This is a genomic window from Dyella sp. AD56, assembly GCF_002878475.1.
Taxonomy (GTDB): Bacteria; Pseudomonadota; Gammaproteobacteria; order Xanthomonadales; family Rhodanobacteraceae; genus Dyella.
The window spans coordinates 13,390-26,781 of record NZ_NRDP01000035.1; the positions used below are offsets into that span (position 1 = coordinate 13,390).

The 13,392-nt window shown below is 62.3% G+C and carries 9 protein-coding genes; 4 read left to right on the forward strand and 5 right to left on the reverse strand.

The genetic code is table 11. The annotated features are described in order from the left end of the window. Positions 1-104 precede the first annotated feature (104 nt). Positions 105-2,696 carry a bifunctional aconitate hydratase 2/2-methylisocitrate dehydratase gene (acnB, locus tag DyAD56_RS21500; protein ID WP_102304883.1) on the reverse strand — a complete coding sequence of 864 codons (2,592 nt, stop codon included), beginning with the start codon at positions 2,694-2,696 and terminating at the stop codon, positions 105-107. Positions 2,697-2,991: 295 nt separating this feature from the next. Then, positions 2,992-3,945, reverse strand: a complete 954-nt coding sequence (locus DyAD56_RS21505; protein WP_158241421.1) for a LysR family transcriptional regulator — start codon at positions 3,943-3,945, stop codon at positions 2,992-2,994. A gap of 85 nt (positions 3,946-4,030) precedes the next feature. Here DyAD56_RS21505 and DyAD56_RS21510 point away from each other — a divergent pair, with 85 nt between their 5' ends. Then, entirely contained in the window at positions 4,031-4,747 is a 717-nt protein-coding gene (locus DyAD56_RS21510) for an SDR family oxidoreductase (protein ID WP_158241422.1), read from the forward strand. A gap of 440 nt (positions 4,748-5,187) precedes the next feature. Further along, positions 5,188-7,938: an aconitate hydratase AcnA gene (acnA, locus tag DyAD56_RS21515; RefSeq protein WP_102304885.1), complete on the forward strand. Its 2,751-nt coding sequence runs from the start codon at positions 5,188-5,190 to the stop codon at positions 7,936-7,938. Between the two features lie 89 nt (positions 7,939-8,027). Here the strand turns inward: acnA and DyAD56_RS21520 are convergent, their stop codons facing one another. Next, positions 8,028-8,474, reverse strand: a complete 447-nt coding sequence (locus DyAD56_RS21520) for a nuclear transport factor 2 family protein (protein WP_102304886.1) — start codon at positions 8,472-8,474, stop codon at positions 8,028-8,030. A 118-nt stretch (positions 8,475-8,592) separates the two neighbouring features. Here DyAD56_RS21520 and DyAD56_RS21525 point away from each other — a divergent pair, with 118 nt between their 5' ends. Next, the gene (locus tag DyAD56_RS21525) at positions 8,593-10,272 is read left to right on the forward strand and encodes a long-chain-fatty-acid--CoA ligase (RefSeq protein ID WP_102304887.1); all 1,680 of its coding nucleotides are present in this window, start codon (positions 8,593-8,595) and stop codon (positions 10,270-10,272) included. Between the two features lie 94 nt (positions 10,273-10,366). On the opposite strand, the gene DyAD56_RS21530 is transcribed toward DyAD56_RS21525, so the two are convergent. Beyond that, positions 10,367-10,735 (reverse strand): PilZ domain-containing protein, encoded by a 369-nt coding sequence (locus DyAD56_RS21530; protein WP_102304888.1) that lies wholly within the window; start codon positions 10,733-10,735, stop codon positions 10,367-10,369. Between the two features lie 98 nt (positions 10,736-10,833). Further along, a complete protein-coding gene (locus tag DyAD56_RS21535) occupies positions 10,834-12,009 on the reverse strand; it encodes a DNA polymerase IV (RefSeq protein WP_199179082.1) in 1,176 nt (391 codons plus the stop codon). 468 nt (positions 12,010-12,477) lie between these two features. On the opposite strand from DyAD56_RS21535, the gene DyAD56_RS21540 reads away from it, so the two are divergent. Beyond that, on the forward strand, positions 12,478-13,392 hold the full coding sequence (locus DyAD56_RS21540) for a ScpA family protein (RefSeq protein WP_102304890.1): 915 nt from the start codon (positions 12,478-12,480) through the stop codon (positions 13,390-13,392).

The following is a 13,392-nucleotide window of genomic DNA, read 5'->3' on the forward strand; positions in this document are numbered from 1 at the left end:
TCCTCAAGAAGAAGACCGGAAAACTCTGTTTTTTGCCGCCCTTTTCAACAAAAAAAGGCCGACTTATCGTCGGCCTTTTTTCACTGTTTTTTTGACTCCACCGATCAGACAGGAACGGCGGCGGCTACCTCGGAGTAATCCTTGATCTGGTCGAAGTTCATGTACTTGTAGATCTTGTCGCCATTGGCGTTGATCACGCCTACGTCAGTCATGTACTCCTCCTTGGTCGGGATCTTGCCCAGACGCGAGCAGATCGCGGCCAGTTCGGCCGAACCCAGGTACACGTTGGAGTTCTTGCCCAGACGGTTGGGGAAGTTGCGGGTAGAGGTGGAGAACACCGTAGCGCCTTCGCGCACCTGCGCCTGGTTGCCCATGCACAGCGAGCAACCCGGCATTTCCATGCGGGCGCCGGCGGTGCCGAGCACGCCGTAGTGGCCTTCCTCGGTCAGCTGCTGCTGGTCCATCTTGGTCGGCGGGGCCACCCAGAGCTTGGTCGGGATGTCGCGCTTGCCTTCCAGCAATTTCGACGCGGCACGGAAATGACCAATGTTGGTCATGCACGAACCGATGAACACTTCATCGATGGTGGCACCAGCCACGTCGCTGAGCGTCTTCACATCATCCGGGTCGTTCGGGCAAGCCACGATGGGCTCGTGCACGTCGGCCAGGTCGATCTCGATGACCGCAGCGTATTCAGCGTCTGCATCGCGGTCCAGCAACTGCGGGTTGGCGAGCCACGCTTCCATCGCCTTGATGCGGCGCTGCAGGCTGCGTGGGTCTTTGTAGCCCTGAGCGATCATGTACTTCAGCAGCGTGATGTTGCTGGTGATGTACTCGATGATCGGCGCCTTGTCCAAATGCACCGTGCAACCGGCAGCCGAACGCTCGGCCGAGGCATCGGACAGCTCGAATGCCTGCTCCACCTTGAGGTTCGGCAGACCTTCGATTTCCAGGATGCGGCCGGAGAAGATGTTCTTCTTGCCCTGCTTGGCAACGGTCAGCAGGCCCTGCTTGATGGCGTAGAGCGGGATCGCGTTGACGAGGTCACGCAGCGTGACGCCCGGCTGCAGCTCGCCCTTGAAGCGCACCAGCACGGATTCCGGCATGTCCAGCGGCATCACGCCCGTGGCGGCGGCGAAGGCCACCAGGCCCGAGCCCGCCGGGAAGGAAATACCGATCGGGAAACGCGTGTGGCTGTCGCCGCCGGTGCCGACGGTGTCCGGCAGCAGCATGCGGTTGAGCCAGCTGTGGATCACACCGTCGCCCGGACGCAGCGAGATGCCGCCACGGGTGCTGATGAATTCCGGCAGCGTGTGGTGGGTCTTCACGTCCACCGGCTTCGGATAAGCGGCGGTATGGCAGAACGACTGCATGACGAGGTCGGCTGAGAAGCCCAGGCAGGCCAAGTCCTTCAGCTCGTCGCGGGTCATCGGGCCGGTGGTGTCCTGCGAACCCACCGAGGTCATCTTCGGCTCGCAGTAGGTGCCCGGGCGCACGCCCTGGCCTTCCGGCAATCCGATGGCACGACCCACCATCTTCTGCGCCAGCGTGAAGCCCTTGCCCGTATCGACAGGCTGCTGCGGCAGACGGAACAGCGTAGAGACCGGCAGGCCCAGCGCTTCGCGCGCCTTGGCGGTGAGGCCACGACCGATGATCAGCGGAATACGGCCACCGGCGCGCACTTCGTCGAACAGCACGTCGGACTTGACCTGGAATTCGGCGATGACTTCGCCGTTCTTCAACGCCTTGCCGTCGTACGGACGCAGCTCGACGACGTCACCCATCTCCATACTGGACACGTCGAGTTCGATCGGCAGCGCGCCGGCGTCTTCCATCGTGTTGTAGAAGATCGGGGCGATCTTGCTGCCCAGGCACACGCCACCGAAACGCTTGTTCGGGATGAAGGGGATGTTCTCGCCAGTGAACCACAGCACCGAGTTGGTGGCGGACTTGCGGCTGGAACCGGTGCCGACCACGTCACCGACGTAGGCAACCAGGTGACCCTTTTCCTTCAGCGATTCGATGAAGGCGATGGGGCCGCGCTTACCGTCTTCTTCCGGCTGGAACGGTGCGCCGTCGCGCTTGTTCTTGAGCATGGCCAGCGCGTGCAGCGGGATGTCCGGGCGCGTGGTGGCGTCCGGCGCCGGCGACAAGTCGTCGGTGTTGGTTTCGCCCGGCACCTTGAACACGGTGATGGTCAGGCTCTCCGGCACTTCCGGCTTGCTGGTGAACCACTCGGCGTCGGCCCAGCTCTGCAGCACGGCCTTGGCGTTGGCGTTGCCCTTGTCGGCCTTTTCCTTGACGTCGTGGAAGGCGTCGAACATCAGCAGCGTGTGCTTGAGCGCATTGGCGGCGACGGTGCCGATCTGCGCGTCGTCGAGCAGCTCGATCAACGGATGAATGTTGTAGCCACCCAGCATGGTGCCGAGCAGTTCGGTGGCCTTCTCGCGCGAAATCAGCGCGCTCTTTTCGGTGCCGAACGCCACGGCGGCCAGATACGACGCCTTGACCTTGGCCGCATCGTCCACGCCGGCCGGGACGCGGTTGGTGATCAGATCAACGAGGAACGCCTCTTCACCGGCAGGCGGATTCTTCAGGAGCTCGATCAGGTCGGCGGTCTGCTGGGCCGACAGCGGCAGCGGCGGGATTCCCAGCGCGGCGCGCTCGGCGACATGTTGGCGGTAGGCGTTAAGCATGTGGTCTCGTCCGGTGAACTAGAACAAAGAGGCAGCGAGCAGTTGTTTGCACAACCGCGGCGGAGGTCGCCCGAGGGGATGGTTCCGCGTGGCCGCTACCGGCGCTCGACAAGACGCAAGGTCTTGTCGCCATGCCGTTTTTGGCGGCATTACAACGCGCTATTTTGCCAGCCGAGCCCCTGGTGCCGCAACGCAAGACAACGCTTCCGGCAGCGTTCGAAATCTTGGCATGCCGCACACCACAGCGCGTTGCCTGGTGGTGATGTCGAGCTTTGCCATTGCCTGAATCGACAGTTCAGGTGCGGGCGGTTTCCGCTACAACGCTTTGAACCTGTTCGCGCAGCCAGCGTAGGCCGGGGTCGGCGTGATTGCGCGGATGCCAGCCCATCTGCATGGAGAAACCCTCGATTTCCAGTGGTGGCGCCAACAGTGCAACCCGGTTTGTCCAGAACTGAGCAACGCGACGCGGCACCGTAGCCACCAAGTCACTCGCCTCCACCAGAGAGGGAAGCAACAAGAAGCTGGGCGTGGATACCATCACGCGGCGACGGCGCCCGACGTGGGCCAGCATCTCGTCGACGACACCTTCGAAGCCGCCGCCACTGGGTGACGTCAACACATGCAGCATCTCGCAGAACTGATCCAGGCTAAGTGGTTTTTTCGCCGCCGGATGCCCTTTGCGCAGCACGCAGACGAACGACTCGCGATACAGCTCCCGACACTTGAGTGATTCCGGCATGGATGTCGATGGCGCAAGGAGCAGGTCGATCTCGTTGCTGCTCATGAGTTCCGGCAGGTTCTGCTGGGAGGACGGCAACAACGCCAGCCGGCACGCCGGTGCGGACGCCTGAAGGCGACGCAGCAAGCCGGGGGCTACGACAGAGTGCGCCGAGTCCGCCGCACTGACTCGCCAGGTGCGGCTCGACGCTGCCGGATCAAACCCTTTTTGCTCGACGACCAGCGCGGTCAGTTGCGCCAGGTAATCGCGCAAGGATTCCTGCAGCGCCAACGCACGCGGCGTCGGCAGCATGCCCCGCGGGCCGCTGGGCACCAGCAGCGGGTCATTGAACAGCGCACGCAACTGCTTGAGCTGACTGGAAAGCGCCGGCTGTGACAGATGAAGCCGCGCAGCCGCGCGGGTGACGTTGCGCTCGACCAGCAGCACGTCCAACGACCGGAGCAGATTGAGGTCGAAACGCCCGAGCGACATGGATGCCCCATAAGTATTTAATCCATGGATAGTATCCATCACTACAATCCATTTTACGGATTCCACGGACAAACCCATGCTGTTCCACATGCCGGCACCTGTCGTCCGGAATGGTGGAGTCATCATGGAAAATCTTAAAAATCAACGCATTCTGATCATTGGCGGTAGCTCCGGCATGGGTCTGGCCTGTGCACGGCGCCTAGCCTCGAAAGGGGCTCACGTCATCATCGCCAGCCGCTCGCAGGCGAGCCTCGACGCCGCCCTCACCACCGTCCCGGGCAGCGCCAGCGCTCATGTTGTGGACTTCTCCAGCGAGTCCTCACTGGAAGCACTGTTCTCCGCCGTCGGACGCATCGATCATCTGGTCCTGGCCGCCTCCAGCAGTGCCGCATGGGGTCCGTTCCGCGACGTCAGCGGTGCGGTCTTGCTCAAAGCCTTCGAGCAGAAAGCGCTGGGTTACTGGCAATCCATTCGGGCCGCGCTGCCTCACCTGCGCAAGGACGGCTCCGTCACCCTGTTGTCGGGCACGGCGTCACGCACAGCACTCATGCACACCGCCGGACTGGCGGCGATCAACGGCGCCATCACGCAGATGGGGCAAACCCTGGCCATGGAGTTGGCACCGCTGCGCGTGAATGTGGTTTCGCCAGGGTTGATCGACACGCCTGCTTACGATCACTTGTCACGCGAGGCCAAGACCGCTCTGTTCGACGGCATGATCAAGGACCTTCATGTCGGTCGGGCGGGCACATCGGAAGAAGTGGCGCAGGCTATGGAGTTCGTCATCACCAACGACTTCACCACAGGCGCATTGATCGACATCGATGGCGGTTCGCGCTGACGGCGCGCCGTCGAAACTGCACGCAGGCCTGCATCGTCAAACGGCACGCGAAGCCAACGCTTCGTGTGCCGTCGTTTTTTCCTGACGCCGAGTCACTGAAAGTCATCCCTACGCCAGCAACAAGCCGGACAAGGAAGACGCAAACCCCTGCGCTCCCGGCAACCACGCATCATGCTTCCGCGAGCGTGCGAAATCTTGCAACGCAAATATGGCGCAATCCCCGATCGGGTCTCTTGCGCGATACGGCTTTTGTCCCAAACTGAATGGCAGCGCCCGTCAACGAAGAGGTTGATCACCGAAGGCCCTCCCCCGCCATATCCGCCGCAACCGGCTCGATAAGCGACCCAGGCCTTTGCAATTCCCCTCACGTTCCGTGCCTTAGGATCCTCAAGCTACGCGTTCGCGCGTTCGCCAGACTCACGCAACAGGAGTTAGCCCCCATGCTGGATTCATTCGCCACCCGCGACACCCTCACTGTCAACGGCAGCCAGTACCAGATCGCCAGCCTGACCAAGCTCGGCCAGCGCTTTGACCTCAAGACCCTGCCCTTCTCGCTGAAGATCCTGCTGGAAAATCTGTTGCGCCACGAGGATGGCGTCAACGTCACGGCCAAGGAAATCGAGGCCGTAGCCAACTGGAACGCCAAGGCGGAGCCCGACACCGAGATCGCCTTCATGCCGGCGCGTGTGGTGTTGCAGGACTTCACCGGCGTGCCCTGCGTGGTCGATCTGGCCGCCATGCGCGATGCAGTGGTGAAGCTGGGCGGCGACGCCAAGCAGATCAACCCATTGGCCCCTGCCGAGCTGGTGATCGACCACTCGGTGCAGGTGGACGTGTATGGCTCGGAATCCGCGCTGGAGAAGAACGTCGAGATCGAGTTCCACCGCAACCAGGAGCGCTACGCCTTCCTGCGCTGGGGCCAGAAGGCGTTCGACAACTTCAAGGTGGTGCCGCCGCGCACCGGCATCGTGCACCAGGTGAACCTGGAGCATCTCGCCCGCGTGGTGTTCACCGCGGAAAAGGGCGGCAAGCAGTGGGCCTATCCAGACACCGTGTTTGGCACCGACTCGCACACCACCATGATCAATGGCATCGGCGTGCTGGGCTGGGGCGTGGGCGGCATCGAGGCGGAAGCCGCCATGTTGGGACAGCCATCGTCCATGCTGATTCCGCAGGTGGTGGGCTTCAAGCTGACCGGCAAGTTGTCCGAGGGCGTGACGGCTACTGACCTGGTGCTCACCGTCACTCAGACGCTGCGTAAGCTCGGTGTGGTGGGTAAGTTCGTGGAGTTCTTCGGCAGCGGCCTGAAGCACCTTGCACTGGCCGACCGTGCCACCATCGGCAACATGGCCCCGGAATACGGCGCTACCTGCGGCATCTTCCCGATCGACCAGGAAGCGCTGAACTATCTGCACCTGTCTGGCCGCAGCGAAGAGCAGATCCGACTTGTGGAGGCCTATGCCAAGGCACAGGGCCTGTGGCACGACGAAAACGCCGTGGAGCCGCGCTTCACCACGACGCTGGAGCTCGACCTCGCCGAGGTGAAGCCCTCGCTGGCCGGCCCCAAGCGCCCGCAGGACCGTGTGTTGCTGGAAGGTGTGCAGAAGAGCTTCCATGACGCAGTGGGCCCGTTGACCGCCAACCGCCGCCCGCGCAATGACGATACCTCGGCCTTCATCGCTGAAGGCGGCTCGGCAGCCATTGGCAACCCGGCCAACGACATCACCGACAGCGGCGTGCGCGTGGAGAAGGATGGCGAATCGTTCAAGCTCGGCGACGGCGCGGTGGTGATCGCTGCCATCACGTCCTGCACCAACACCTCCAACCCCAGTGTGATGCTCGGTGCCGGTTTGCTCGCCAAGAAGGCCGCCGCCAGGGGCCTGAAAGCGCAGCCGTGGGTGAAGACCTCTATTGGTCCTGGCTCCAAGGTGGTCACCGACTACCTGGAGAAGACCGGCCTGCTGAAGGAGCTGGAGAAGGTCGGCTTCTTCATCGTCGGCTACGGCTGCACCACCTGCATTGGCAACTCCGGCCCGCTGCCGCCCGAAATCAGCAAGGGCATTGGCGAGGGTGATCTGGCCGTGGCCTCGGTGCTGTCGGGCAACCGCAACTTCGAAGGCCGTGTGCATCCGGAAGTGAAGATGAACTACCTGGCCTCGCCGCCATTGGTGGTCGCCTATGCACTGGCCGGCACGCTCGACGTGGACCTCAGCAAAGATCCGCTGGGCACCGGCAGCGATGGCAAGCCGGTGTACCTCAAGGACATCTGGCCGACCAACCAGGAAATCTCAGACCTTGTGGGCAGCGCCCTCAATCCCGAGATGTTCGAGAAGAGCTACGCCGACGTGTTCAAGGGCGACTCGCGCTGGAATCACATCGCCTCGCCCGATGGCGACGTGTACAAGTGGGACGACTCCACCTATATCAAGAACCCGCCCTATTTCGAAGGTATGAGCAAGGAGCCGGGCTCCATCGAAGACGTTCACGGCGCCCGAGTGCTTGGCCTATTCGGCGACTCCATCACTACCGATCACATCTCGCCGGCCGGCTCGATCAAGAAGGACAGCCCGGCGGGCCGCTTCTTGATCGGCAAGGGCGTGGAGCCGAAGGACTTCAACTCCTACGGTTCGCGTCGCGGTAACGATGACGTGATGGTGCGCGGCACCTTCGCGAACATTCGCATCAAGAACCTGATGCTCAACGGTGTCGAGGGTGGCTATACGCTCTATGTGCCTAACGGCGAGCAGATGGCCATCTACGACGCGGCCATGAAGTACAAGGCCGACAAGACGCCGCTGGTGGTCATCGCCGGCAAGGAATATGGCACCGGCTCGTCGCGCGACTGGGCGGCCAAGGGCACGCTGCTGCTCGGCGTGAAGGCAGTGATCGCGGAAAGCTTCGAGCGCATCCACCGCTCCAACCTGGTGGGCATGGGCGTGCTGCCGTTGCAGTTCGAGGACGGCCAGAACGCGCAGTCGCTGGGCCTCACCGGCAAGGAAACCTTCGATATCACCGGCCTGAACGGTGGCGAGTCGAAGACGGCCAAGGTCGTGGTCACTGGCGAAGACGGCAAGAAGAAGGAGTTCACCGTGAAGGTACTGCTGCTCACACCAAAGGAGCGCGAGTTCTTCCGTCACGGCGGCATCCTGCAGTACGTGCTGCGCCAACTCGCAGGGAAGAAGGCGGCCTGAGTGTCAGGTAAGCGCCAATAAGTAAGCGCCAATAAGCAAGAGGAAAACGCCGCCAACGTGCGGCGTTTTCTTTGCGCTGGTCAGGAGCATCAGCCCGCAGATGTCCATGTCGCCGAATAACAACGCCATTCCCCTCCATCCTTCCGCCATGCAGTCTCCACTTGATACATGCCGATCTGCGCGGGAAGCAGTTTGCCTCCGCTGGTCAAGGTAACGGTGAAGCGTGCCACGTAGCGATCGCCGTGCTGTTCGACCTCAATGGGGCCCGTCAACGCGTGGATCGTCTCGCCGCGAAACGATGCCGCGCGCAACAGACCAAGCAGTTGGCGACGTTCCATCTCCCCATGGTTCCCGTCGAAGTCATCGCTCAGCACGGCATCCAGTGCCGAGGCATCCGCCTGCTCAGCAGCATGCTCGGCCTTTTCGATACCCTGTCGCACCCGACTTTCGTCGGGCGTGTGATGGCAGGCCGACAGGCCAGCCATCAGCAACAGGCAAAACAACGGATTTACAAACAGTTTTTGTACTCGGGGCATGGGAAATTCTCGCTGCGGCGCGGCTTGCTGCTATACGCGAGCGTATGCTCCAATGCCGCGACATTATCTTGCCCTACGTCGCCATCAGGCAGACACATACAGGAGCGTTGGATACAACATGAGCATTGAACGTCCGTGGCTGGCCCATTACCCCGAAGGCGTTCCTCCGCAGATCGACGTCAACCAGTACGCGTCGGTGGCTGCGGTGGTGGAAGAAGCCTTCGAGCGTTTCCGCCAGCGCCCCGCGTTCGCCAGCTTCGGCAAGGTGCTCAACTACGGCCAGATCGATGAGCTGAGTCGCCAGTTCGCCGGCTACCTCACCGGCGAGCTCAAGCTGAGCAAGGGCGATCGCATCGCCATCATGATGCCCAACGTGCTCCAATACCCTATCGCCCTGTTCGGTGCGCTACGCGCCGGTCTGGTGGTGGTCAACACCAACCCGATGTACACCGCGCGCGAACTCAGGCATCAGCTTGAGGATGCCGGCGCAAAGGCCATCGTGGTGCTGGATAACTTCGCCTCGACGCTGCAGCAGGTGATCGGCGAGACCAAGGTAGAGCACATCATCACCACCGGCATCGGCGACCTGCTGGGCGCCAAGGGCATGGTGATCAACTTCGTGCTCAAGCACGTCAAGAAGATGGTGCCTGCGTATAGCCTGCCCCATGCCGTGCGCTTCACCGACGCCCTGTCGCGCGGCGCTCCTCACCCACTGCTGAAGGTAGAACTGGGTCACGACGACCTCGCGTTCCTGCAGTACACGGGCGGCACCACTGGCGTCGCCAAGGGCGCGATGCTCTCGCACGGCAATATGGTTGCCAACATGATGCAGGCCGGCGCCTGGATTGGTAAGAACGCCAAACCCGGCGAAGAAATTATCATCACGGCGCTGCCGCTTTATCACATCTTCTCGCTGACAGCGAACGGTTTGGTGTTCATGCGCCTGGGCGGCCTGAACTGGCTGATCACCAATCCGCGCGACATGCCCGGCTTCGTCAAGGAACTGAAGAAGTCGAAGTTCACTGCGCTTACCGGCGTCAACACGTTGTTCAATGGCCTGCTCAATACGCCGGGGTTCGCTGAGCTGGATTTCTCCCGGCTGCACTTGAGCCTAGGTGGCGGCATGGCCGTGCAGCGCGCGGTAGCGGAGCGCTGGAAGAAGGTCACCGGCTGCACACTGGCCGAAGCCTATGGCCTCACCGAGACCTCGCCCGCCGCGTGCATCAATCCGCTGGATCTGAAGGACTACAACGGCTCGATCGGCCTGCCGATTCCTTCCACCGACGTGGCGATCTGGTCGGAAGACAATCAGCCGCTGCCGATCGGTCAGGTGGGCGAACTGATGGTGCATGGCCCGCAGGTGATGAAGGGCTACTGGCAGCGCCCCGACGAAACCGTCAAGGTATTGGGCGCTGATGGCTGGCTGCATACCGGCGACATCGCCCGCATGGACGAAAGCGGCTACATCTACATCGTCGACCGCAAGAAGGACATGATTCTCGTGTCTGGCTTCAACGTATATCCGAACGAAGTCGAAGACGTGGTGATGCAGCACCCTGGCGTGGCCGAAGTCGCAGCCGTCGGCGTGCCCGACGAACACTCGGGCGAAGTGGTGAAGCTGTTCGTGGTGCGCAAGGACCCGAACCTCACCGTGGAAGCACTCAAGAAGTTCTGCCACGACAACCTCACCGGCTACAAGCGCCCGAAGATCATCGAGTTCCGCGATTCGCTGCCCAAGAGCAACGTGGGCAAGATTCTTCGCCGCGAACTGCGCGACGAAAAGAAGACGCCAGCCTGATCCGGCCTGTGTGCAGAATAAGAAAACGCCCGCGAATGCGGGCGTTTTCGTTTCTGGCTTGGCAGCGCGCGGGAACCACGAGAATCACCGGCGATCAGTCGTGCCACATCTCCAGGATGTCCGCGTAGCCACCCAGCAGATTCCACAACGGCACCTGCTTATCCTCGGGGATGCGCGTGTAGGCAAACCCCAAATGCCGCTCTGAAATACGCGCCACCTGCGCTTCCAGGTGAATGTGGAGGTCGTGGCCGAAAATCATATCGAGGATCCAGCTCTGCCCCTGCTCACCGTGCCAGCCCAACGGACGGCGCAGCAACACGCCGGTCGCGGAGATATCCACCAGCTCCGTAGGATGCGACTCGTCGCCACGACTCATCAGTACCGTGGTTTCGATCCGCATGCGCGCAGGGCGCAGCTGCTCCGGGTCGACCCCGCTCCTGGCTTTGTCTTCCGCCTTGCTCATCCTGCTCTTTCTCCCCACGTCGCGCGCCACCCGGCGCCGACTGCTTCATCCTGAAGAACACTGCCTCATCGACCGATGTGGAGTGCCTCCTTCTAACTTCAATCCGGCCGTCGCGTCTTCAACACACCTGCGCGAACCAGACTCCCCGTCCCAAACCGCGAGTTGATCCGATCCTGCAACTGATCCGCGACGCGCTGTTCCGGCGCGGCATCGAACAGATCCTGTTGCGGCTCGACCGCAAATCCCGACAAATTGACGCCCAACAAGCGCAAGCGTGGCCGCTGTTGGGACTCCCACCACGCACTAAGCAAGCGTCGTGCCAGTCGATAGAGTTCACTTGCGGACGCGCTTGGCGATGCCAATTGCGCCTGCCGGGTATGCGTCACGAATGGCGGCTCGCGTAGCTTCACCGTCACCGTGCGGCCATGCAAACCCCGCTGGCGCGCCCTTGCGGCAATGCGCTCGCAATGCCTCAGTAGCCATGCTTCAGCCATGGCCAGTTCGGCTAAGTCCACGTCAAAGGTGTGCTCCGCGCCAATGGATTGTTCAGCCAGCTCGGGCTCGACGCTGCGATCGTCCTCGCCCCGGGCCAGCGCCTGCAGAGCGCCGGCCTGACGTCCTAGCGCACTCGCCAGACGCGCCGTGTCACTTGCTGCCAATTCACCCATGGTCCGGATGCCCAGTCGGTGCAGAGCCTGTTCTGTCACCTTTCCTACGGTCCATAGTCGGCCCACCGGCAAGGGCGCCAGTTCCGCCGCCGCGCGGTCTGAGGCGATGCGTCGGAACCCGTCCGGCTTGGATATCTCGCTGGCGAGTTTCGCCAACAGCTTATTGGACCCCATGCCCACCGAGGCGTTGAGCTGGGTGCGCTCGCGAATGGCCTCCTTGATCCTCAGCCCCATGGCTTCCACGGACCCCAGCAGGCGCTGGCTGGCGGTGACATCAAGGAACGCCTCATCCAGCGAAAGCCCTTCGACAAGGGGCGTCACCTCATGGAAAACCTCGAACACTTGGCAGGAAACCTCCTCATAGCGCGCCAGATCTGGCCACAAGTAGACACCATCGGGACAGAGCCGGCGGGCCTGCGCCGTAGGCATGGCCGAACGCACGCCGAAGCGCCGCGCCTCGTAACTGCAGGTGGATACCACCCCGCGCGGCCCCAGGCCCGCCACGATCACCGGCAGCCCCCGCAGCTCGGGCCGGTCACGCTGCTCCACGGACGCGTAGAATGCGTCCATGTCGACGTGGATGATGGTGCGTTCATCGGGCAGCATGTCGAAGCTATTTTGCCGTGCCACGCGCATCGGGTGTACTGGACTTGCCCGGCTTCAGCGGCTAATCTTGGAGTCGCCAGGGTTATAAGGGTGCGCGCACGATCGGCCAGATCGACCGCTACGGCACCCGTCCCGATGCACTCAGCCGACCGATTGAGAAGCCAGTGACGCGGGTTTCGTCACGTTATGGCTCGCGCCTATTGTCGTGGTCCAGACACGCCAGAGACGCTCAAGGGTCGCTCACGGTCAGCCTGATCGAAACGCCGGACGCGCGATTTCATCATGCATGCCCGCGACGGTGACGTCATGCGCACCGGCTAGGCATCGCGCAAGTCAGTTTTAACGGATCGCGCCTGTGGGCCACGATCCGGTCGGGACATTCGTCGAGCGAATGCCGGTGGGATAAACCGTTTCCTAACGTGTTAAACGCAGAGCAAGCCGTCGCGGACGGCCCAACGACATGCATTAATGAGCACTGAGCCAATCGAGCCTCAGGCGGTCCCCGCACCGCAAGACGCATTTGCGTCGGTACCTCAACAGCAGGAAATGCCGCTGGCCATCGTGCGCGGCGAGCCGCTGTTGCAGATGCCGCAGGACCTGTACATCCCGCCGGATGCACTCGAGGTCATCCTCGAAGCATTCGAAGGGCCGCTCGATCTGTTGCTGTACCTGATTCGCAGGCAAAACCTGGACATCCTGGACATCCCTGTCGCCGAGATCACCCGGCAGTACATGGACTACATCGAGATGATGCGGGATGTGATGCGCTTGGAGCTGGCCGCCGAATACCTGCTGATGGCGGCTATTCTCGGCGAGATCAAATCGCGCTTGCTGTTGCCCCGGCCTCCAGCCGAGGAAGGCGTGGAAGAGGACCCCCGCGCCGAACTGATCCGACGCCTGCAGGAGTACGAACGCTTCAAGAGGGCAGCAGAGGATATCGACGCCCTGCCCCGCATGGAGCGCGATTTCGCACCCGCCCACGCGGACACGGGCGAGCGCAATGTGATCAAGCTGCCACCGCCGCTTGATCTGAAGGAACTGCTGCTGGCGCTGAAGGACGTGATGCGCCGCGCCGAATTGTTTGGCCATCACGCCATCAAGCGTGAGGCGCTGAGTGTTCGACAGCGTATGGGCGAATTGCTGGGCCGACTAACCGGCGATCGAAATTTCCAGCGCTTCGAGACGCTGTTTGACATTACCGAAGGTCGCCTGGGCGTAGTCGTCACCTTCCTGTCCGTGCTGGAGCTGGCCAAGGAAATGCTGGTGGAGATTGTGCAGGAAGAACCACTGGGACCGATTTATGTCAGGGCGAAGGTCGTGAGCGCCGAAGAAGGCGCGGAAGATTTGTTCGCCGACGACGAGCGGGCCGCTGCTGCTGAATAA